23 protein-coding genes and 1 riboswitch are annotated in these 20,677 nt (G+C 39.9%); of the genes, 13 read left to right on the top strand and 10 right to left on the bottom strand.

Annotated features, from left to right (window positions below; genetic code table 11):
• Positions 1 to 185 precede the first annotated feature (185 nt).
• A complete protein-coding gene (locus BN1082_RS22070; protein WP_090638335.1) occupies positions 186 to 1,661 on the top strand; it encodes an o-succinylbenzoate--CoA ligase in 1,476 nt (491 codons plus the stop codon).
• Positions 1,658 to 2,764, top strand: a complete 1,107-nt coding sequence (gene menC, locus BN1082_RS22065; protein ID WP_090638332.1) for an o-succinylbenzoate synthase — start codon at positions 1,658 to 1,660, stop codon at positions 2,762 to 2,764. Before BN1082_RS22070 ends, menC begins: the two co-directional genes overlap by 4 nt.
• Positions 2,765 to 3,097: 333 nt before the next feature.
• Here menC and BN1082_RS22060 read toward each other — a convergent pair whose 3' ends face one another.
• Positions 3,098 to 3,250, bottom strand: a complete 153-nt coding sequence (locus BN1082_RS22060) for a DUF1540 domain-containing protein (protein WP_090638329.1) — start codon at positions 3,248 to 3,250, stop codon at positions 3,098 to 3,100.
• A gap of 170 nt (positions 3,251 to 3,420) precedes the next feature.
• On the opposite strand from BN1082_RS22060, the gene BN1082_RS22055 reads away from it, so the two are divergent.
• Positions 3,421 to 3,993 (top strand): beta-class carbonic anhydrase, encoded by a 573-nt coding sequence (locus BN1082_RS22055; protein ID WP_245640502.1) that lies wholly within the window; start codon positions 3,421 to 3,423, stop codon positions 3,991 to 3,993.
• A gap of 85 nt (positions 3,994 to 4,078) precedes the next feature.
• Here the strand turns inward: BN1082_RS22055 and yidD are convergent, their stop codons facing one another.
• A complete protein-coding gene (gene yidD, locus BN1082_RS22050; RefSeq protein WP_218055173.1) occupies positions 4,079 to 4,333 on the bottom strand; it encodes a membrane protein insertion efficiency factor YidD in 255 nt (84 codons plus the stop codon).
• Positions 4,334 to 4,508: 175 nt separating this feature from the next.
• On the opposite strand from yidD, the gene BN1082_RS22045 reads away from it, so the two are divergent.
• The gene (locus tag BN1082_RS22045; RefSeq protein WP_090638321.1) at positions 4,509 to 4,982 is read left to right on the top strand and encodes an S-ribosylhomocysteine lyase; all 474 of its coding nucleotides are present in this window, start codon (positions 4,509 to 4,511) and stop codon (positions 4,980 to 4,982) included.
• Between the two features lie 29 nt (positions 4,983 to 5,011).
• On the opposite strand, the gene ytzI is transcribed toward BN1082_RS22045, so the two are convergent.
• Both ytzI and BN1082_RS22035 read right to left on the bottom strand, forming a co-directional pair.
• Positions 5,012 to 5,170 carry a YtzI protein gene (gene ytzI, locus BN1082_RS22040; protein WP_090638318.1) on the bottom strand — a complete coding sequence of 53 codons (159 nt, stop codon included), beginning with the start codon at positions 5,168 to 5,170 and terminating at the stop codon, positions 5,012 to 5,014.
• Between the two features lie 262 nt (positions 5,171 to 5,432).
• A complete protein-coding gene (locus tag BN1082_RS22035; RefSeq protein WP_090638314.1) occupies positions 5,433 to 5,690 on the bottom strand; it encodes a DUF6154 family protein in 258 nt (85 codons plus the stop codon).
• A 218-nt stretch (positions 5,691 to 5,908) separates the two neighbouring features.
• Between BN1082_RS22035 and BN1082_RS22030 the strand changes: the two genes are divergently transcribed.
• Together BN1082_RS22030 and ytkD are read left to right on the top strand one after the other, a co-directional pair.
• Entirely contained in the window at positions 5,909 to 6,235 is a 327-nt protein-coding gene (locus BN1082_RS22030) for a hydrolase (RefSeq protein ID WP_090638312.1), read from the top strand.
• 96 nt (positions 6,236 to 6,331) lie between these two features.
• On the top strand, positions 6,332 to 6,814 hold the full coding sequence (gene ytkD, locus BN1082_RS22025; protein WP_090638309.1) for an RNA deprotection pyrophosphohydrolase: 483 nt from the start codon (positions 6,332 to 6,334) through the stop codon (positions 6,812 to 6,814).
• Positions 6,815 to 6,974: 160 nt separating this feature from the next.
• Here ytkD and BN1082_RS22020 read toward each other — a convergent pair whose 3' ends face one another.
• Positions 6,975 to 7,568 carry a TetR/AcrR family transcriptional regulator gene (locus BN1082_RS22020; RefSeq protein ID WP_090638306.1) on the bottom strand — a complete coding sequence of 198 codons (594 nt, stop codon included), beginning with the start codon at positions 7,566 to 7,568 and terminating at the stop codon, positions 6,975 to 6,977.
• Positions 7,569 to 7,981: 413 nt separating this feature from the next.
• Here BN1082_RS22020 and BN1082_RS22015 point away from each other — a divergent pair, with 413 nt between their 5' ends.
• From BN1082_RS22015 to BN1082_RS22005, 3 genes are all read left to right on the top strand, one after another.
• Entirely contained in the window at positions 7,982 to 9,118 is a 1,137-nt protein-coding gene (locus BN1082_RS22015) for an acyl-CoA dehydrogenase (protein ID WP_281177048.1), read from the top strand.
• Between the two features lie 80 nt (positions 9,119 to 9,198).
• A complete protein-coding gene (locus tag BN1082_RS22010) occupies positions 9,199 to 10,239 on the top strand; it encodes a CoA transferase subunit A (protein WP_218055172.1) in 1,041 nt (346 codons plus the stop codon).
• Positions 10,239 to 11,069, top strand: coding sequence for a CoA-transferase subunit beta (locus BN1082_RS22005; protein ID WP_218055171.1), 831 nt, complete (start codon positions 10,239 to 10,241; stop codon positions 11,067 to 11,069). The genes BN1082_RS22010 and BN1082_RS22005 overlap by 1 nt, the downstream gene beginning before the upstream one ends.
• A gap of 134 nt (positions 11,070 to 11,203) precedes the next feature.
• Here BN1082_RS22005 and BN1082_RS22000 read toward each other — a convergent pair whose 3' ends face one another.
• The 3 genes from BN1082_RS22000 to BN1082_RS21990 all read right to left on the bottom strand — a co-directional run bounded on the left by BN1082_RS22000 (position 11,204) and on the right by BN1082_RS21990 (position 14,194).
• Positions 11,204 to 12,010 carry an ABC transporter permease gene (locus BN1082_RS22000; protein WP_090638301.1) on the bottom strand — a complete coding sequence of 269 codons (807 nt, stop codon included), beginning with the start codon at positions 12,008 to 12,010 and terminating at the stop codon, positions 11,204 to 11,206.
• A complete protein-coding gene (locus BN1082_RS21995) occupies positions 11,991 to 12,767 on the bottom strand; it encodes an ABC transporter ATP-binding protein (RefSeq protein WP_090638298.1) in 777 nt (258 codons plus the stop codon). Before BN1082_RS21995 ends, BN1082_RS22000 begins: the two co-directional genes overlap by 20 nt.
• A 404-nt stretch (positions 12,768 to 13,171) precedes the next feature.
• Positions 13,172 to 14,194 (bottom strand): ABC transporter substrate-binding protein, encoded by a 1,023-nt coding sequence (locus BN1082_RS21990; RefSeq protein ID WP_090638296.1) that lies wholly within the window; start codon positions 14,192 to 14,194, stop codon positions 13,172 to 13,174.
• A 118-nt stretch (positions 14,195 to 14,312) separates the two neighbouring features.
• Between BN1082_RS21990 and BN1082_RS21985 the strand changes: the two genes are divergently transcribed.
• Positions 14,313 to 15,107 (top strand): alpha/beta hydrolase family protein, encoded by a 795-nt coding sequence (locus tag BN1082_RS21985; RefSeq protein WP_090638292.1) that lies wholly within the window; start codon positions 14,313 to 14,315, stop codon positions 15,105 to 15,107.
• Between the two features lie 34 nt (positions 15,108 to 15,141).
• Positions 15,142 to 15,384: a DUF2584 domain-containing protein gene (locus BN1082_RS21980; RefSeq protein WP_090638289.1), complete on the top strand. Its 243-nt coding sequence runs from the start codon at positions 15,142 to 15,144 to the stop codon at positions 15,382 to 15,384.
• Between the two features lie 314 nt (positions 15,385 to 15,698).
• On the opposite strand, the gene pckA is transcribed toward BN1082_RS21980, so the two are convergent.
• On the bottom strand, positions 15,699 to 17,285 hold the full coding sequence (gene pckA, locus BN1082_RS21970) for a phosphoenolpyruvate carboxykinase (ATP) (RefSeq protein WP_090638284.1): 1,587 nt from the start codon (positions 17,283 to 17,285) through the stop codon (positions 15,699 to 15,701).
• A 239-nt stretch (positions 17,286 to 17,524) separates the two neighbouring features.
• Positions 17,525 to 17,660, top strand: a riboswitch (SAM riboswitch).
• Between the two features lie 239 nt (positions 17,661 to 17,899).
• Here pckA and metK point away from each other — a divergent pair.
• The gene (gene metK, locus BN1082_RS21965) at positions 17,900 to 19,099 is read left to right on the top strand and encodes a methionine adenosyltransferase (protein ID WP_090638281.1); all 1,200 of its coding nucleotides are present in this window, start codon (positions 17,900 to 17,902) and stop codon (positions 19,097 to 19,099) included.
• A gap of 69 nt (positions 19,100 to 19,168) precedes the next feature.
• Here the strand turns inward: metK and BN1082_RS21960 are convergent, their stop codons facing one another.
• Positions 19,169 to 19,684 (bottom strand): gamma carbonic anhydrase, encoded by a 516-nt coding sequence (locus BN1082_RS21960; RefSeq protein WP_090638278.1) that lies wholly within the window; start codon positions 19,682 to 19,684, stop codon positions 19,169 to 19,171.
• A gap of 182 nt (positions 19,685 to 19,866) precedes the next feature.
• On the opposite strand from BN1082_RS21960, the gene BN1082_RS21955 reads away from it, so the two are divergent.
• Positions 19,867 to 20,670: an alpha/beta hydrolase gene (locus BN1082_RS21955; protein WP_090638275.1), complete on the top strand. Its 804-nt coding sequence runs from the start codon at positions 19,867 to 19,869 to the stop codon at positions 20,668 to 20,670.
• The last annotated feature ends 7 nt before the right edge of the window (positions 20,671 to 20,677 follow it).

The following is a 20,677-nucleotide window of genomic DNA, read 5'->3' as shown; positions in this document are numbered from 1 at the left end:
CTTCGTGCGGTATTGATTCAAAGATGCTGATTCAACGTCCTGCGGGAGACCCCACAGGCGCTTAAGCGCCGAGGAGGCTCCCCGGAACGCCCGCGGAAAGAGAAGCGCCCGGAGCGCAAATCAACAGGCAAGTTTAACACAGCCAAAAATAAAAATGAAGGCATTGTCTTAGAAAGGTGACTGGCATGAACAATGAATTTATGCCGAATTTTCTACTGAAAAGGGCATTTTTAACACCAAAAAGGACCGCAATTTATTTTCACGACGAGACTCTAACATTTCAAGAGCTTTATGACCGTGCTTACGATACAGCAGGAAAGCTCCAAAAGCTGAGTTTACGAAAAGATCAATATGTAGGAGTTTTGTTGAAAACTCATTTGGACACCGTAATCATTTTATTCGCCCTCCAATTGTTAGGGGTCAAGGCTGTAATCCTGAACAACCGCCTAACTCCCACAGAACTCACCTGGCAATTAACTGATTCAAAGGCTGCATTTCTAATCACGGAAACTGCTTTTTCAAATATGGGACTACCAAAGCAAATAATAAAAGAAGAATTGTTTGCTGTGGAAAAAGAAATACCTGTCATTCAAGAGGAAATCAGTTTATCAGAAGTTTGTACGATTATGTATACGTCAGGGACAACAGGAAACCCAAAAGGTGTCATGCAAACGTATGGCAATCACTGGTGGAGTGCTGTTGGCTCTGCGTTAAATTTAGGAATTAATGACCATGACTGCTGGCTTTGTGCAGTTCCGCTCTTTCATATAAGTGGGTATTCCATTCTCATGCGCAGTGTCATTTATGGAATGCCAATTGTTCTACATGAAAGCTTTCATGTTGAAAAAACACTGAAAGATCTAACCGAAAAAAAAGTTACCATAATGTCAGTTGTTACAACGACACTTACAAGAATTGTCGACCATCTAAAAGAGGAGAGTCTCCCTAACCATTTCCGCTGCATGCTCCTTGGAGGCGGCCCTGCACCTTTGCCATTATTAGAGAAATGTGTAGAGAAAAATATTCCCGTGTTTCAGTCATATGGAATGACAGAAACAGCCTCACAAATTGTCACACTTTCTCCTGAATATAGTCTATCCAAGCTTGGCTCTGCTGGGAAACCATTGTTTCCTGCACAAATAAAGATTGAACTGGAGGATGGTCAGGCTGCATCAAAGGGGAAGCCCGGTGAAATTGTAGTTAAAGGACCAAACGTAACTAAAGGGTATTTATTTCGGCCTGAGGTAACAAGAGAAAAGATTCATGATGGCTGGCTGTATACGGGTGATATAGGTTACCTGGATGATGAAGGCTTTTTATTCGTACTTGACCGGCGTTCTGATTTAATCATTTCAGGTGGAGAAAATATATATCCCGCTGAATTAGAAGCTGTTCTTTTAGCACATCCGGATATTGTAGATGCAGGAGTAACGGGAATGGAAGATGCCAAATGGGGCCATGTCCCTGCAGCCTTTATTGTTAAAAAAGAAGGTAGCACATTGTCGGAAGAGGAGCTAGTCCAATTTTGCCTTGATCGGTTAGCAAAATATAAGGTTCCTAAAGGATTTTATTTTACGAAAAGTCTACCAAGAAATGCGGCTAAAAAACTACTGCGAAGGAAACTTTGGGAATGGATTAAAGAGGGAAGTGACAAAGAATGAAAATTAGATCTGTTCAGATTTACGTCATTCAAATCCCTCTGAAAACGCCATTCATTACACATTTAGATACTGTCAGAGAACGGCAGGGAATAATTGTGGAAGTTACGGACGCAGATGGCAATAAAGGGTATGGGGAAGGGGTGGCCTTTTCTTCCCCATGGTATACGGAAGAAACGGTAGAGACATGTTTGCATATGCTGTCAGATTTTTTAATCCCATTGTTGCAAAAGCAGACAATCAAGCAGCCTGAAGAGGTCTCGCACCTATTTCAATCAATTCGAAGAAACCATATGGCGAAAGCAGCTTTAGAAACAGCTCTATGGGATTTATATGCCAAGCAACAATCAAAACCCCTTGCAAAAATATTAGGTGGTACTCGCGAGAAGGTAGCCTCCGGAGTCGTGGTTGCTGCAGATTCGGTCACAAGGGCATTAAAAGACATTGAAAAATACCTAGAAGACGGCTATCAGCGTGTTAAAGTGAAGATTAATCCGCACCAGGATTATTCTTTCTTATCAGAAATCCGTCGCTATTATCCCAACCTACCTATTATGGCGGATGCTAATTCAGCCTATTCTTTAAAAGATCTTGACCGATTAAAAGCCCTTGACGAATTAAATCTGCTAATGATTGAACAACCGCTAGCCTATGATGATATTGTAGAACACGCCATTTTACAAAAGGAGCTAAAAACTCCTATTTGTCTAGACGAAAGCATTGTTACTTTTGCTGATGCAAGGAAGGCGATTGAATTAGGCAGTTGTAAAATCATCAACATCAAAGTTGGACGTGTTGGTGGGCTTTATGAAGCAAAGAGAATTCACGATTATTGCTATGATAGAGGGATTGAGGTCTGGTGCGGCGGCATGATTGAATTTGGGATTTCGCGCGCCCATAATATTGCTCTCGCTTCGCTCCCTGGCTTTACCATACCTGGTGATATTTCTGCTTCCAATCGATTTTGGGAAGAAGATATTATTTTTCCAGAAGTGGGAGTAGAAAATGGGTTTATTCATGTACCGGGAGAACCTGGTATTGGGTTTAAGATAAATGAAAAAAGGCTTCAGGAAAAATTACAGGCAAAAAGGTCATTTGTGTTTTAATAGCTGTGTTAAAGATTATTGTTGATTTTTAAAACTATGTTGATTGGAGCGGAAGGCGCGAGATCCTCGAAAATACTATCGCATTTCCTTCGTGCGGTGTGTTGATTCAAGGATGCTGATTCAACGTCCTGCGGGATTACGGGGCAGGGGAGACCTCACATGCGCTTATGCGCCGAGGAGGCTCCCCGGAACGCCCTCGGATGCTCGCTTCTTGAGCGCAAATCAACAGGCAAGTTTAACACAGCCTTTTTAATAAGATGAAAAGTGGCCGCTTTAAGCTTTTCTAATAAAAAGAACTAGGCACACTAGCCCAGTTCTTTACTTACCTAGATATTAGGCGGGGTCAAAGGTTTTACAATCAGTTTCCTTGCTTGTATCTGCTTTTTTTCCAGTATGGCTGACAACATAAATTTGATCAGCACTGCATTTATTGCCATTTGCCCAAAACGAGCAATTATTAACTTCGCATAAAACATCTTTTGCCACTTGTATCACTCCTTCTATTTCGTAATACAAAGATAGCTTTTGAAAATGGAATAAAAAAAATGTCTGCCATTAATCGGAAGAGATTTTTATCCTTTAGGTCAGGTAAATTATTTGTTCAATTTAAAAAAATTCTATATCCTAAAAAGGAGAATAAAAAAGGGGGAATTAAAGTGAACAATCCAACATTACTTAATGAGATCCTAACATTTAATGAAAAATTTGTGGAAAATCGGGAATATGAGAAATATGAGACCACCAAATTCCCTAATAAGCGTATGGTTATTCTTACTTGTATGGATACAAGGCTTCTTGAGTTATTACCAAAAGCACTAAACTTGGGAAATGGAGATATAAAGCTGATTAAAAATGCAGGAGCACTTGTTTCCCATCCGTTTGGAAGTATTATGCGCAGTATTTTAATTGCAGTGCATCAGCTACAGGCCGAGGAGGTTTTTGTAATTGCTCACCATGATTGTGGGATGTGCGGCTTAAAAGCAGAACCAGTAATGGAGAGTATGAAAAAGCGAGGAATACCCGAAGAAACCTTTGATATCCTGACTTACTCTGGCATCGATATTCATAAGTGGCTTCATGGCTTTGATCATGTGACGGAAAGTGTAGAGCAAAGCGTTGACATTGTTAGAAATCATCCGTTAATGCCGAAGGAAGTACCTGTACATGGACTGGTGATTGATCCTAAGACAGGAAAGCTTGATCTTGTCGTGGATGGATATAAAAATTAATCCTTCTTCTTATTATTGTGAGAGGAGCTCGAGTTATTTCGGTCAAGATGATGAAGTCAAAGAACGGACTTCACCGTCTGGCCCTTCAGTGCTTGCCACCCTTGGGCAAGGCGCTTCTGCTTTTCCTTTCGGGGACTGGATCAAATCCTCCTGGGTGAAAGGGATGGCATTTTAAGATTCTTTTTATGGTAAGCCACCCACCCTTAATGGCACCGAAGCGTTGAATGGCTTCGAGCCCATATTGGGAACAGGTTGGATGAAACCGGCATGATGGAGGCTTCAAAGGTGAAATTACGATTTGGTAAAAGCGAATTAGTAAAATAAAAGCTTTTTTCAACATTGGTTTATGACTCCTTCTTATCATTAAATACAACATATCATAAATCATTTTGTTAGTCTAAATAGTAGTCGAAGCCTGGACAATTTCCGAAGGCTAATGAGATAAATTTTTATAACATGAAAAAAGTCGGGATGTTTAGTATGATAGCTGTAAATTAGATAGAGGAGTGATGATTATGCCTTCTGTAGAAAGCTTTGATTTAGATCATAATGCCGTTAAAGCCCCGTATGTGAGACATTGCGGTGTCCATAAAGTAGGGAGCGACGGTGTAGTTAATAAATATGATATCCGTTTTTGCCAACCAAATAAGCAGGCAATGAAGCCTGATGCTATTCATACACTTGAGCATTTGCTTGCCTTTAATATTAGAAAGCATGTTTCCAAATATGACCACTTTGATATTATCGACATTTCACCAATGGGCTGTCAAACTGGTTATTACCTTGTTGTCAGCGGTGAACCTACAGTGGAAGAAATTATTGATCTCCTAGAGGATACAATGAAGGAAGCTGTTGAAATTACCGAAATCCCAGCTGCCAATGAAAGACAGTGCGGCCAAGCGAAGCTCCATGATTTAGATGGTGCGAAAAAGTTAATGCGTTTCTGGCTGGAACAAAGCAAGGAAGATTTAATACAGGTATTTGCCTAAAAATAAAACTCGCCACAATTCTGGCGAGTTTATTTATTCGTTTCTTCACTATTCTCATTTTTGATATTTGGATTATTATCAACTGGGTCCACTGTATGCTTGTAAGAATAAGCTTTTGAAGTGGTGAGAACTGCAAGTAATAAAACCACAAAGACAATTACAATCGATACAACTAGGATTGTATTCAAAAATTTTCCCCCTTTTTGTTATTTGATAAGCGTATAAATTTTGACTTCGAGAATTGTCCAGCTCCATCGCCTAGCCCCTCGGGGTCATAAGCCACTCCAAAAATGAAGGCAAAGAGCGTCTTCTTTTTGGGCGCGTCTTATGCCTGTCGGGGCTGAGCAAGGCGCTTCCGCTTTTCTTATATTGTAGCATTTTTCAAACTTCCGTTGTAAATAAAAAGGAAACCGCTAAAAAGGCAGCTTCCCAAACTTTAGTATGTAAAAATCAATGTATATTTCTTGGATAATAGGTATGTGTACGTTGCTGACCATACTGTTCTTGTGCAAATTTTCCTTTTAAGCTCTCGATTAAATAAAGGCCCATTAAATCATAAAGCTCTTGCTTATCCATGTCTTGCAATAAACCTAGAAGGTCTTCATGCGTCATTTCTTCAAGAAAAGCAAATGCTAGCATATCAATATCCTCTTCATCGCCCGTTAGCTTGTTTCGATACATTTCATAAAGTTCATCCACTAATTTCATTTGAAACACCTCCTGGTTTAAAAAGACCTATTTCTTACCTATAAATGCCCATTACTAGAAAAAATATTCATTTTTGTTAATTTCTGAAAAATCTGTTATTTTGTTTGTATGATTATTATACACGAAACAGATCGAAAAGATAAATCAATTTTAAAAAAAAGAATAAATGATATTGATTTGTGGAAAACGAAAAACAGTATCATAAAGGGGTTGACATAATGAATGAGCAAAAGAAAACCTATTATATAGATGTTGGGACCGGTGAAATTTCAAGAAGTGCCACCAGTTCAACATGGAGCTATAAAATTCAAGCAACTGACAAAGAAATCATCGAGCTGCGGGACCTGTTTGACCGGAATTACGCTAGCGAGTGGAAAAATTTTTTCAGATCCCATGTTCCATATGTCCAATATCATTATGACCGCGAAAATGATGCCTATGACAATACGATTCAACAAGTGTATGGCATTCTTTATAAGCTTGGTGATGAAGAGGCCAAAAATCATATTGAGAGTATGAATATTTTACCGAAAGAAAACGAATGAGACAAGACGGAAGTCCTTATTAAAAGAGAAAAAAGGATTTTCCGTCTTTTTTTTATTATAATGATAACACATAGTTCGATGGGGGAAGGTTTTCATATGATCAAATTTTTGGATCAAAACGGAAATAAAGTAGAGTTATCTTTTGTTCAACATGCTTTTGAAGAAGAAGCAAAGCATGTGTTAGTCATATGTCAATATGAGGGTGGCTGGCTCTTAACAAATCATAAGAAACGTGGGTTAGAATTTCCTGGAGGGAAAATAGAACCAGGAGAGACGGTAGAGGAAGCAGCTCGACGCGAGGTCTATGAAGAAACAGGGGCAAAGTTAGATGCTTTATATTCAATAGGGGAATATAAAGTGGCTGACCCAAATGGAGCCTTTGTGAAGGCGGTTTTTTTCGGTAAGGTAATGGAGCTGCATGCTACTGATACATATTTTGAAACGAATGGACCTGTGCTTGTTTATGGGGATCTTTTGGAAAAGCGATTTGGTGAGGAGTATAGTTTTATTATGAAGGATCAAGTAGTAGCAGAATGTATCCAATTTATATTAATTGAGGATTTAGTGAACAAAATTTGAAAATAAAAAATCGATGAAGGTACAACAATACCGTATGAGACGAAAACAACGTGAATAAAAGAAAATGGAGGGCAGCAAATATGCTGCTTTTTATTTATTTCCTTTTTTACTTTCGAGCTAGATTTGTTATTCGAATCTTACGTACAATAGAAAAATAAATTTATGCTTTTAAGCCATCCAGTATAGTACGCATCATTTTTCGAGTTTCCATGATAAGATCAAAATCATTGGGACTAATACACCAATCGAAAAGTGTTCCGCGCATACACCTGGTAATTATCATGGTAATCTCATCGGATGAAAGATCCTCTTTGAATTCTCCTGTTTTTTGTCCTTCCGTTACAAACCGGTTGATGTTCTTAAAAAGTGATCTATTTGTATCCAAAAAATAATTATGATCCGGCGAAGCGTTTGTATATAGGGTTCGGAACAGCTCCCTTCCCCAATTATCCCTTAAAAAAACCATTTGAGATTCAGAAAAATGCATTAATTTTTCACAAGCACCTCTGTCTTCCTGGAGAGATTGAGAGAATTCGATATAAAAATCATCAATCTCCTTAAATTTTTCAAGGAAGATTTCGTATTTTGATTTAAAGTGTGTGTAAAATGCGCCCTTTGAAGTACCACTTAGCTTAACGATTTCATCGACAGTGATATCATCAAATGACTTTTTACTAAAAAGAAATAAAGCTGTTTCTAAAATCTTTTTTCTTGTTTGTCTTGCTTTTATTTTTCGGGGAGTTAAATCAGCCATCCTATAAATCTCCTTAAAAAACCTTAACATTTTTTGTTTGTTCCTTTGATAGGTTATTTTAACATAAATGAATTAAGTTTTGGAATTAAGGAAATAATTTTTCATTTTTTGAGGGGGAAACCTTCTCAAAAGTTCAAATTAAAAAAATTATCAAAAAATATTGACGAGTGAAAACGCTTTAATTAAAATAAAAATTACAGACCGTAGTCTGCGACTGTGGTCTCTGAAGTGAGTTTTCTTCTTTAAAAGAGTTAGCACGCTACTTAAATTACAACTGTTTAATTGTCAACAGCGAGCCATTAAGGCTATGAACGCTGGGAGAATAAATTTAGGCAAAAAATAAAAATCCAGAAAAGGCAGGAGGAAAAACCATGCAAACGATGGTACAAGAAAAAGCCGAAAAAAACATGCTTTTGGAGTTTACAGAAGAGCAAGAAATGATGCGAAAAATGGTACGGGACTTTGCTCAAAATGAAATTGCTCCGTTTATTGAAACGATGGAAGAAACGGATGAATATCCTTTGCATATCATCCGCAAAATGGGAGAATACGGTCTGATGGGTATCCCCATCCCCACAGAATATGGAGGTGTAGGAGCAGACTTCATATCCTATATCCTGACGATCAATGAGATTGCCAAGGTCAGCGCGACAGTCGGAGTTATTTTATCCGTTCATACCTCTGTTGGAACAAATCCGATTCTCTATTTTGGGACCGAAGAGCAGAAGAAAAAATATATACCAAAACTAGCAACTGGCCAGTACATTGGAGCTTTTGCGCTAACTGAGCCAAGTGCGGGATCTGATGCGGGAAAAATTCGTACAAGAGCGGAAAAAAAAGGCGATAAATATATTCTAAACGGATCGAAGATTTTTATTACAAACGGAGGGGTGGCAGATACATATATCACTTTTGCCGTAACCAATCCTGAATTAGGCTCCAAGGGCATTTCCGCGTTTATTGTAGAAAAAGATACCCCAGGTTTCTCTGTAGGAAAGAAAGAAAGAAAAATGGGATTACACGGGTCGAATACAACTGAATTAATTTTTGATAATGCTGAGGTTCCGGCGGAAAACCTTTTAGGTCAAGAGGGAGAAGGATTTAAAATTGCCATGGCTAACCTTGATGTCGGCAGGATTGGTATCGCTGCACAAGGTCTGGGAATCGCCGAAGCGGCTCTGGAATACTCCATTCAATACGCAAAGGAACGGATTCAGTTTGGGAAGCCAATTGCGGCAAATCAAGGAATTTCTTTTAAAATCGCCGATATGGCAACAGAAGTAGACGCTGCTAAACTGCTTGTCTATCGTGCTGCTGAGCTTCGCAACCGCGGTATTAAATGCGGAAAGGAAGCTTCAATGGCAAAACGATTTGCCACGGATACAGCTATGAAGACAACGACAGAAGCGATCCAAATTTACGGAGGCTATGGCTATACGAAGGATTATCCTGTTGAAAGGCTATTCCGTGATGCAAAAATTACCCAAATCTATGAAGGAACCAATGAGATTCAAAGACTAGTTATTTCTAAATATCTTTTAGGAATTTAATAGAGAAAACGAAATAGTGAAACAAAAAATGAGATTCGATAAATCGAGCCGATAAATACACACTTTAAATATTTGCGCAAATGGAAGGTTTGCACAAACAGAAAGTGGGTCTTGATAAATTCACTGACAGAAAGGGCGAAGGAAGTATGCAGGACAAACGATGTACTTTAAAGGAAGCTGTGCAGATGATTCCAGATGGAAGTATGATCACCTTCAGCGGATTTACCATTTGGCGGCGCCCGATGGCTGCCATTTATGAAATAATTCGCCAAGGTAAAAAAAATCTTCATTTAATCGAGGTTAATTCCGGAACGCATTCTGAAATGCTGATCGGGGCTGGTGCCGTGTCGATCTGGGAATCATGCTGGATCGGTCATGAACTGTACGGAAAGGTTCCTTATTGTTTAGACAGGAAAATTAAGTCGCGAGAAATTATTGCAGAAGATTACAGCCATCAACATATTCTTTATCGGATGCAGGCCGGAGCAACAGGAGTCCCTTATCTTCCAACCTGGGCCTCTCGGGGAACGGATATTTTGAATCCTGAATATGACATGCTCGGAAAAGCTGGCCTTCGGGACGGACACAACCCGCATATTCCACGTCAAAAGTTTGCGTTTGCACCAGACCCATTTTACGATGAAGGCGAAATTATTCTTGTTCCCGCTGCAAAGCCAGATGTATGTATTATTCATGCGCAGCTGGTAGGGGAGGAAGGCACCGTTCGTGTGATGGGACAGAGCTTTTCAGATGAACAAGTTGTCAAGGCAGCAGAAAAGGTCATTGTCATAGCTGAAGAAATTGTACCGGAATCCTATCTGCGAGAGGAGCCGGAACGTAACTTGCTCCCTAGCTATTTAGTAGATGCTGTTGTTGAAGTTCCTTGGGGTGCACACCCTACCGGCATTTACGGCTATTATGATGTGGATGGCGCCTTTATCAACGAATTTGCTAACGCCTCCAAAACAGAGGCCAAGCTGGAAGCATGGCTAGATGAATGGGTATATGGGGTAGGCAGCCACGAGGAATATTTAGATAAACTGGATGTCTCACGTTTATTATCCTTAAAAGCTAACAGCTACTATAAATATAGTACTCGAGTGGTAAGGGGGAGTAGATAATGGAAAAGGTAATGATCCAAAGCAGCACCTTTGCAGCTCCTGATGAGTACACGTCTGCAGATTTGCTTGCCGTTGCTGCAGCCCGTGAAGTGTGTGACAATGAGGTTGTTTTTGCTGGAACTGGACTTCCAATGCTGGCAATTATGCTTGCCGGAAAGACAATTGCTCCCAATTGTAAGGTCATTTACGAGGCCGGAACGATTGAATCTCAAGGAACGTCTCTTCCTTCTTCCGTTGGTGACCCTCGCTGCGTGACGGGATGTTCGATTGCTTCGGGGTTACTAGATGTTTTTAATCAGTTACAAAGAGGAGTCGTTGACTTAGCCTTTTTAGGCGGTGCAGAAATCGATCAATATGGAAACGTGAATACGACCGTTGTCGGCGATTACTTAAATCCGGACTTGCGCTTCCCTGGCAGTGGCGGAAATTCCGATATCAACTCCTTGGCTAAGCGAACTGTTTTTATGATGGTTCAAGAAAAACGCAGGTTTAAAGAACAAATCGACTATCTAACCTCCCCAGGATGGCGCGTTCGTCAATGGCCATCCGGCGAATGGGTGCACCGCCGTCAAGCCTATGGCAAAAAGTTTATTGGCGGTCCTTCTGCTGTTATTTCGAACATGGCCGTATACCGTTTTGATGAGGAAACCGGACGTATGTACGTCGATACAATGCATCCAGGTATTACTAAAGAAATCCTTCAGGAAAATACCGGTTTTACCCTTGATTTCTCCCGCTGCAAAGGAGAAACCCAACCTCCAACCTATGAAGAGTTGGATATCCTTTACCGAGTGGTCGACTCAGAGGGCATCTTCCTTTCTAAAAAATAAGCGAAAGTAATCTTCCTGTCCCGCTGCTTTCAACGGGAAGCCGGCGGGGCAGGAAAAAGAGAATTCAGTTTTCATCTAAAAAATAATCAAATAAGCAAAATAAAAAAGAATAGCAGAAAGCCTCGCTCAATCCACTATTCCTTGATTAATTTTTTCTCCAATATATCAATCAGCTGGTACATGATGGTTGCAAATACGGCAATCAACAGCAGCGATAAGAACACCAACGTAAAGTTGAAGACTTGGAAACCATAAATAATCATATAACCCAATCCTTTAGTTGAAACAAGGAACTCGCCGACAATGACCCCAACCCATGAAAGGCCGACATTGACTTTTAAGGTAGAAATAACCGTTGGAAAACTTGCGGGCATAATCGCTTCCTTAAAGCATTGAAAGCGTGTCGCTCCAAATGTTTGCAGCACCTTTAAATAGTTTGTATCCACTTCCTTAAACGATGTATAGACAACGATGGCGGTTATAATAACGGAGATAATCACCCCGTTGGCAATGATTGAGGTGTAGCCAGGGCTTAAGGCAACGATGATTACCGGGCCTAAAGCAACTTTTGGCATCGCATTAAAAATCGTGAGATAAGGATCGAGTATTTTTGACACCATAGGTGACCACCAGAGGACGGCTGCAATGATTACTCCTAGCAAGGTACTTACTATAAAGCTTACTACTGTTTCCATTACAGTGGCCTCTAAATTCGTTAGTAATGAGCCATCTTGAATCTTTTCCAAACATAAGTTCCAAATTCTTGATGGCGAACTGAAAATAAGCGGATCAATCCAATGCAGCCGGCTTGCTATCTCCCAAATTGAAAAAAAGACAAGGAAAATAACGGCCTGATAAAAACGAACCCACCTTTTTTCCACTTTCAATTCACGAATAAATTGCTTATGAAGATGGAAAACCTTATTTTGTTCCTGACTCAATGGAATCCAGCTCCTTCCAGATTGTTTGGAAGATATTCGAGAAAGCTTCGTGGTTTCTTGCTTCGAATGGAGAAAGTTTTCTAAGCTCCTCTGGTATATGAAATATTTGATGGATTCTTCCTGGACGTGAAGAGAATAAATAGATCCGGTCGCTCATCGCAATCGCTTCACCAATATCGTGGGTTACAAGGATGGCAGTTTTTCCAAATTCCTTTAATGTTTGGGCTACTAAATCCTCAAGCTTTAACTTTGTTTGGTAATCGAGGGCGGAAAAAGGTTCATCAAGTAACAACAGTTTTGGGTCCGTGACAAGGGTACGTACTAAAGCAACCCGTTGCCTCATTCCACCTGATAATTGTTTCGGTAGCTGTTTTTCAACGCCATTCAAGCCCATTTGGTTTAAAAGAAGTAAGGCAGTAGATTTTGTTTGATCATTTAGTTTTTTTGACAGCTTTAAGCCAATGAGGATATTTTCCTCAATCGTTTTCCATGGAAACAAATAATCCTGCTGGAGCATGTAGCCAATCATGTGATTTGAAGTTGAAAAAGTCTTATCCTCCAGCAAAACAGAACCTTCTGTTGGTTTGAGCAGGCTTGAAATAATCGAAAGCAAGGTCGTTTTTCCACAGCCGCTTGGGCCGAGGAAGGAGACAAATTCCCCTTCCTCAACCTGGAGCGAAATATCGGAGAGAGCCGTGGTGGCAGAGGCTTTAGTGAAATAGATATGATGAATATCTTGAAGCTTTAAAAAACTCATTGGACGGCCTCCCAATCCAAATTAATTTTTCCCGCATTAACGGGCAGTAAGACCCCCACCTCAAAATTGAGGGAGAAACGAAGAAGATAGGTGGGGGACAACTGCCTAATCTAGCTGCAGGCGTTAGGGGCTCGAGTCATAAGTCAAAGTTATGTTGAGGCAAAGAGCGCCTCACCATGACTTCGCCTTATGCTGGTCGCCCCTGAGCAAACGCCTTTCGCTTTTTGTAGTAAAAGCCCGATTGGTGAGATACAGTGAAACTTGCCGCTGCGTCCTTTAGCGGCCTAGTTGAACCAATCGGGTTCGTACTATCTCTTTATCAAGGTGTTAGCCTTGATATTAGAGATAGTAGAACGGGACTAACCATCAGTGGGGGATGAAAGAGCCCCCCACTGATGGAAGTTTCACTTTATCATCACTTTTTTCGCAATCTCTGTATTTACAAGCGTTTTATAGTCAACCTCTTTTGGAAGCTCACCTGCTTCTTTCATGATGTTTTGGAGATTGCTCCATTCTTCTTCATCTAGAATGGGGTCAGTTGCATAGGATCCTTGACTTTTATAACGCTCCACAACCGTTTTGATAATTCCAGGGTCTGTATCAGGAAAATACGGCTGAACGGCTTTCGCAATTTCTTCAGAGGTATGATTTTTTACCCATTGCTGTGCTTTATAAATTGCTCGGGTAAAACTTTCAACGATCGCTTTATGGTCTTTCATATAGCTTTGTTTGGTCATAAAGCTTGTATAGGGGACATGCCCTGATTCTTTCCCGAAGGAAGCAACGATATGGCCTTTCCCTTCTTTTTCAAAAATACTGGCTGTTGGTTCAAATAATTGGACGAATTCTCCTGTTCCGGCAGCAAAAGCATTTGCAATGTTCGCAAAGTCAATATTTTGAATCAAATTTAAATCCTTATGAGGGTCAATACCGTGTTTCTTTAACACAAATTCTCCAACCATTTGCGGCATCCCGCCTTTACGCTGGCCGAGGAAGGTGCTACCTTTTAATTGGTCCCAAGAAAAATTGTCGATTTGTTTACGAGAAACGAGGAAGGTCCCATCGGTTTGTGTTAATTGGGCAAAATTGATAACCGGGTCACTGGACCCTTGCGCGTAAACATAAATCGATGTTTCCGAACCAACTAGCGCAATGTCGGCACCACCAGAGAGAAGAGTTGTCATCGTTTTGTCTCCGCCTGCTGTCGTCATCAGTTGTACATCCAAGCCCTCATCTTTGAAAAATCCTTTTTCTAAGGCTACATATTCAGGGGCATAGAAAATGGAGCGGGTAACTTCAGCCACCCGGATTTTTTCCAACTTCTTTGTCGAAGGCTTGGTTTGGGAATCTTTATTACAAGCTGCAAGAGTAAGTAGAAATGTAGCAATAAGTATTACGGAAAAACTATATTTAATCTTTTTTCTCATATAAAAACCCTCCTTTAAAAACGATAAAATCTGGGCTGTTTGCCTAAGATATCGTATGAAAAGGAAAAAAAATGTGTGAATGCCTAATTAGAAAAAATAGGCAGATGGAGGTGTGCAGTTGAATAATCAAAATGGTCAAATTGTTGATATATATCGATTTCCATCTCCAAATCCAAAGGTGGAATTGAAGGTCATTACCTATTTATCGGATGGATTAAGAGTAAAAGGAATGTTAGCAGAGCCGAAATTTGCAGATGTTCGTGATGGTTTTCTTTATTTGCGTGGTGGTATTAAAAGCGTCGGTATGGTCAGACCTGCCCGGATCGCACAATTTGCAGCAGAAGGCTTTGTAGTATTTGCTCCTTATTACCGCGGAAATCAGGGCGGAGAGGGAAACGAAGATTTTGCGGGGGAGGACCGGGAAGATGCTTTTTCTGCTTTTCAGTTATTAAAAACTATTTCTAAGGTAAGAAACATACATATTTTTGGATTTTCACGAGGTGGTGTAATGGCGTTAATGACTGGAATTAAATTTCCTGAAGCTACCTCAGTGGTGACATGGGGAGGGGTAAGTGACATGAGTCTTACCTATTTGGAGCGTAACGATTTACGCAGAATGATGAAAAGAGTAATTGGTGGTACCCCTGTTAAATATCCAGATAGATATGAAGAACGTACACCATTATATGAACTGGAGCAATTAGCTGCACCGGTTCTTATTATTCATGGAGTAAAAGATCAGAATGTGTCAGTCGAGCATGCACGGCGCCTTGAAAGAAGACTTAGGGAGTTGGATATGCCGGTGGAGTCATGGTACTTTGAAGATTATACACATTATTTTCCACCGAATGTAAATCGTAGAGTCGTTCAAGATTTAACAAAGTGGATGAAAATTCAATCAAAAGAATGGTAAAATAAAATTTAATAAGAATAGAGGAGCGATTTGGATGGGAATGCCCCTTGAATTAAATACGATGATTGTTACGAAGGGTAGAGAAAAGCGAGTAGAAGAAAATCTTTTCCTTTTAGAAAAAGATGGATACAGACTTTATCCTATTGAGATTCCAATTGAGGTCCGAAAAACGATGGACAGTGATGCAAACGGAATCGCTTTGATTAAAAAAGTGGAATGGCAGAACAGCCGCACCACACTTACCTATCAATTAATATCATTGAATTCTACTAATTAGCAGGGGCAGTGTGCTCCTGCTTTTTCTTTTATCGGAAATCGGTCACGAACAAAAGTTATGTGCTCGAAAGCTTGTATTAACCGGTTTACTTGCCCGAAAAGCCATAGAAGCCGTGAAACCGGTCAAATTAACTGGTTTAAATTACAAAAAGGAAACTAGGAAAACAGTCAAATTTAATTACTTGCCGATACCATGATTGAAACCGGTCACGTAAAGAAAGATAAAGAACCATAGACTATTTCAAAAAAAAAGAACATAAAAAAGCAGTGTGATTCCAATGAATCCACTGCTTTTTCAATTAATTCTTAAAGCATTTACGCGATCGGTCCGCCATTTTCTTCAATTTCAGCAGGTACTCCCTGGAACTTTTTAAAGTTTTCACGGAACCTTTCAGCTAGTTCTTTCGCTTTCTTATCATAAGCCGCTGGATCTAACCAGGTTTTCTTAGGCTGTAACACTTCATCAGGAACACCGGCAATGTGTAGCGGGATATTTAAGCCGAAAATATCGTCTTTGACTGTTTCGACATGATTTAGTTCACCTTCAAGTGCGGCCTGTATCATTGCGCGTGTGTATGAAAGCTTCATTCTATTGCCAACGCCATATTCTCCGCCTGTCCAGCCTGTATTTACTAAAAATACATTTGCATTGTGCTCAAGAATTTTCTCACCGAGCATTTCTGCGTAACGAGTCGCTGGTAATGGCAAGAATGGTGATCCAAAACAGGTAGAGAAGGTCGCTTCAGGCGATGTCACCCCACGCTCTGTCCCCGCAAGCTTTGATGTATATCCGCTTAAGAAGTGATACATGGCTTGTTCCTTTGTTAATTTTGAAATTGGAGGCAACACGCCAAAGGCATCTGCTGTTAAGAAGACAATTGTGTTTGGATGACCAGCTACACTTGGCACGACAATATTCTCAATTGCGTCTATAGGATAAGCAGCACGTGTATTTTCTGTCAGACTTCCGTCATCATAATCTGCGATTCTAGAATCTGGGTTAACGATTACATTTTCTAAAACGGTACCGAAGCGGATGGCATCAAAAATTTGCGGTTCTTTCTCACGAGAAAGATTAATACATTTTGCATAGCAGCCGCCTTCAATATTGAACACCCCATTTGATGACCAGCCATGCTCATCGTCCCCAATTAAGCGGCGATTTGGATCTGCGGAAAGGGTTGTTTTTCCTGTTCCAGAGAGACCGAAAAATAGGGCAACATCTCCCTCTTGCCCAACATTAGCAGAACAGTGCATTGAAAAAATATTATTTTCAGGAAGCAGGAAGTTCATGATGGAAAAAATCGACTTTTTCATTTCACCAGCATATTCCGTTCCGCCAATCAATACTATCCGACGTTCAAAAGAGATGATGACGAAAGCTTCGGAATTTGTTCCGTCAATTGCTGGGTCTGCCTTAAAGGTTGGAGCAGAAATAATCGTAAATTCTGCTTCGTGTTTAAGAAGCTCCTCTTCTGTTGGACGAATAAATAATTGGTGAACAAATAAATTATGCCATGCAAATTCATTTACAACTTGCAGGGAAAGTTGTGATTTTTTATCAGCACCGGCAAATCCTTTAAACACAAAAATTTCTTCTTTTTGTTTTAAATAATCAAGTACTTTATGATAAAGTTTGGTGAAGGTTTCTTCTGAAATGGACTGGTTGGTTGGTCCCCAATCAATTTTGTCCTTTGTTGATTCTTCAGCAACGATAAATTTATCTTTAGGAGAGCGCCCAGTGTATTTTCCGGTTGTAGCTCGAACTGCACCAGTTGATGTTAAAGTTCCTTCGTTTCTGGTTAATATTTTTTCAACTAACTGTGGAACAGATAATTGCATATGAACATTGTTTTCTTTTAACAATTGATCTAACTCAGTCGTGATATGAACAGAATTCATTTAATGAAACCTTCCTTTTCATTTTATTAATCATTTTAATACCTGTTGAATAGTATAACACATTAAAATGAATAGTCTACGCTATTTGATCGGTTTGTGTATTTTTAATACAGTATTCACTATATATGAAAATAGAAAGGATTATATATGAAAAAAGGAAAAAATATTCGCTAATAAACAAAAAAATTCATTGACATAGATTGATATCGTACGTTATGATTTTACCTTGAACGGATACTCTCTTATCCCGAGCTGGTGGAGGGACAGGCCCAATGAAACCCAGCAACCTGCAAACGAAGAACTTGGATCCACTTGGACCATTTTCCGAGCAAAGGTGCTAAACCTGATGCAAGGCTTGACCTTGAACGATAAGAGTGAAAGGCACGGAAACAGTATGATTTCAACCTTTCCTCACTAAGGAAAGGTTTTTTTGTTTTTAGTGCAGAATTCATTTTAAGATTTTTAATGGGTTGATTACTAAATAAATCACCCATTTTTTCCTCATACTACAAAGGGAATGAGTTCCGTTTCAACCCGAGGTTAAACGGCAAGGTCCAAGAAAAACCAATACAGATAACCTCACTTTATTTCATTAATATGGGAGGAATTTAAGATTGTCAACAAAACGTCGTTTGTTTACTTCTGAATCAGTAACTGAGGGTCATCCTGATAAAATCTGTGACCAAATCTCTGATTCCATTTTAGATGCTATTTTAGCAAAGGATGCTAATGCCCGTGTTGCGGCTGAAACATCAGTAACCACTGGCTTAGTCCTTGTTGCCGGTGAAATTACAACCTCTACTTATGTAGATATTCCAAAAATAGTACGTGAGACGATCAAAAATATCGGCTACAATCGGGCTAAGTATGGCTTTGACTCTGAAACTTGTGCCGTTTTAACGTCGATTGATGAACAATCTCCGGATATTGCAATGGGGGTAGATCAGGCGCTTGAAGCTCGTGAAGGTCAAATGTCTGATGAACAAATTGAAGCCATTGGCGCTGGTGACCAAGGGTTAATGTTCGGCTTTGCATGTAACGAGACAAAAGAGCTTATGCCTCTTCCAATCTCACTTGCGCACAAGCTTGCCCGTAGATTAACCGAGGTTCGAAAAGAAGAAATTCTTCCATACCTTCGTCCTGATGGAAAAACGCAAGTAACCGTTGAATATGATGAAAATAACAAACCAGTTCGTATCGATACGATTGTTATTTCAACTCAACACCATCCTGAAGCAACATTGGAGCAAATCCAACGCAATCTTAAAGAATATGTCATTAATCCGGTTGTTCCACAGGAACTAATCGATGAAAATACGAAATATTTTATCAATCCAACTGGCCGTTTTGTAATCGGTGGACCACAAGGGGATGCCGGCTTAACAGGACGTAAAATTATTGTTGATACGTATGGCGGTTATGCTCGACATGGCGGCGGTGCATTTTCCGGTAAGGATCCTACAAAAGTTGACCGTTCTGCAGCCTATGCTGCACGATATGTTGCAAAAAATATTGTTGCTGCAGGCCTTGCTGATAAAGTTGAAGTACAACTTGCTTATGCAATTGGTGTTGCCAGACCAGTATCCATTTCTGTTGATACGTTTGGAACTGGAAAGGTTAGCGAAGATGTATTAGTGGACTTAGTAAGTAAAAACTTTGATCTTCGCCCAGCAGGAATTATTAAAATGCTAGACCTTCGTCGTCCAATTTACAAGCAAACAGCAGCTTACGGCCACTTCGGACGTACAGATGTTGATCTGCCATGGGAGCGTACGGATAAAGCAGATGCATTGCGCCAGCAAGCAAATCAATAAGAAAAAAGGGGAGTACACTTTATTACGGGTGACTCCCTTTTTTTCGGTTATGGGATAGACTTAATCACTTTATTTTGACTGCAGGGACTTATAATATTGTGCTTTTTCTGCATATTCGGTATAGATTCTATCCATTTCCTTAATATCTTCAGGTGTTAATTCTCTAATAACTTTTGCCGGTCTGCCGAATGCTAAAGTATTAGGGGGAATCTTTTTTCCTTGTGAAACAAGGCTTCCTGCCCCAATAAAAGCACCTTCTCCGATTTCGGCTTGATCGAGGATAATGGAACCCATCCCAATTAGTGCTCTCTTTCTAATAATGCAGCTATGCAGGATAACCTGATGGCCAACCGTAACTTCATCTTCTATTATAAGCGGGTTATTTGGGCTTTGATGTAATACGGAATTGTCCTGTATATTTACTTTGTTGCCAATGATTGTTGGGGCGACGTCACCGCGGATGACGGTGTTAAACCAGACACTTGATTCCTCGCCAATTTGAACATCGCCGGTAATGGTGGTATAGTCAGCAATAAAAGCGGAATCGGCGATTTTAGGATAGTAATCTTTAAAGGGATAAATCATTTTTTTAGCTCCTTATTTGTTGTCATGATAATATTTTAGCCAAACATCCAAGCAAATGAAAAGAAATATATTTTAATTTTTCTTGAAATTGTATCATAAAATAAATAGGCCGTACCATTGGAGCGCGTCTTTTGTTCGATTTATGTTAAAATGAAAAAAAGTGATGTAGGGGGAAACGAAAAATGTGGAAGTGGGAAGCTGAAGGGGATGCTAAAGCTGTCATAGTAATGGTTCACGGTGCGATGGAACACCACCGCCGTTATGGCTGGCTGATTGAGATGTGGCGCACATCGGGTTTTCACGTCATCATGGCTGATCTCCCTGGACAAGGTATGACATCAAGGTCCCGCCGCGGACATATTGAATCCTTCGACGAATACATATTTGAAGTAAAAGATTGGGTCCAAGCGGCCTATCAATATAATTTACCTGTTTTTCTTCTTGGGCATAGTATGGGAGGATTAATTTCCATCCGGCTTCTGCAGGAGGAAAGACTGAATATAGCAGGGTTGATTCTCTCCTCCCCTTGTCTCGGCTTGGTTCACAATCCATCAAAATTTTTAGAAATCATTTCCTATATATTAAATAGAGTATTTCCTTCTTTAAGAATGAAATCAGGTTTAACAGTTGAAATGGCAACAAGAAACCAAGATGTACGTGACGCAGATTTGAATGATACTCTTTATGTGACAAAAGTGTCGATAAGATGGTATCGTGAATTAGTATGGGCCATCAAACAAGCATTCCTTCTACTCGGTAGAATTCAAGATGTACCGATGCTTGTCATGCAAGGTGGCGATGACAAGATTGTGAATAAGCTGACGGTGAAAGAATGGTTTAATAAGGCACCATTATCAGAAAAAAGATTCAAGGAATGGCCAAAATGCTATCATGAGATTTTCAATGAACCGGAACGCGAAGAAGTATTTGAATACGCAAAGGATTTTGTGAATAGCCAATTGAAAGCTATTGGTTATATCGTATAGAAGGAGT

The sequence above is a fragment of the Neobacillus massiliamazoniensis genome, from assembly GCF_001048695.1.
In the GTDB taxonomy this organism is placed as follows: Bacteria; Bacillota; Bacilli; order Bacillales; family Cytobacillaceae; genus Neobacillus; species Neobacillus massiliamazoniensis.
This window is presented reverse-complemented; position numbering and strand designations above follow the sequence as displayed.

Bases quoted from the DNA above. Each gene is read 5' to 3' on its own strand.
- BN1082_RS21980 (WP_090638289.1), top strand. From the start codon at position 15,142: ATGGGAATGCCCCTTGAATTAAATACGATGATTGTTACGAAGGGTAGA.
- BN1082_RS21955 (WP_090638275.1), top strand. From the start codon at position 19,867: ATGTGGAAGTGGGAAGCTGAAGGGGATGCTAAAGCTGTCATAGTAATG.
- BN1082_RS22010 (WP_218055172.1), top strand. From the start codon at position 9,199: ATGGAAGGTTTGCACAAACAGAAAGTGGGTCTTGATAAATTCACTGAC.
- BN1082_RS21990 (WP_090638296.1), bottom strand. From the start codon at position 14,194: ATGAGAAAAAAGATTAAATATAGTTTTTCCGTAATACTTATTGCTACA.
- BN1082_RS22020 (WP_090638306.1), bottom strand. From the start codon at position 7,568: ATGGCTGATTTAACTCCCCGAAAAATAAAAGCAAGACAAACAAGAAAA.
- yidD (WP_218055173.1), bottom strand. From the start codon at position 4,333: ATGTTGAAAAAAGCTTTTATTTTACTAATTCGCTTTTACCAAATCGTA.
- BN1082_RS22045 (WP_090638321.1), top strand. From the start codon at position 4,509: ATGCCTTCTGTAGAAAGCTTTGATTTAGATCATAATGCCGTTAAAGCC.
- pckA (WP_090638284.1), bottom strand. From the start codon at position 17,285: ATGAATTCTGTTCATATCACGACTGAGTTAGATCAATTGTTAAAAGAA.
- BN1082_RS22070 (WP_090638335.1), top strand. From the start codon at position 186: ATGAACAATGAATTTATGCCGAATTTTCTACTGAAAAGGGCATTTTTA.
- BN1082_RS22035 (WP_090638314.1), bottom strand. From the start codon at position 5,690: ATGAAATTAGTGGATGAACTTTATGAAATGTATCGAAACAAGCTAACG.
- BN1082_RS22005 (WP_218055171.1), top strand. From the start codon at position 10,239: ATGGAAAAGGTAATGATCCAAAGCAGCACCTTTGCAGCTCCTGATGAG.
- BN1082_RS21960 (WP_090638278.1), bottom strand. From the start codon at position 19,684: ATGATTTATCCCTTTAAAGATTACTATCCTAAAATCGCCGATTCCGCT.
- ytkD (WP_090638309.1), top strand. From the start codon at position 6,332: ATGATCAAATTTTTGGATCAAAACGGAAATAAAGTAGAGTTATCTTTT.
- BN1082_RS21995 (WP_090638298.1), bottom strand. From the start codon at position 12,767: ATGAGTTTTTTAAAGCTTCAAGATATTCATCATATCTATTTCACTAAA.
- menC (WP_090638332.1), top strand. From the start codon at position 1,658: ATGAAAATTAGATCTGTTCAGATTTACGTCATTCAAATCCCTCTGAAA.
- BN1082_RS22030 (WP_090638312.1), top strand. From the start codon at position 5,909: ATGAATGAGCAAAAGAAAACCTATTATATAGATGTTGGGACCGGTGAA.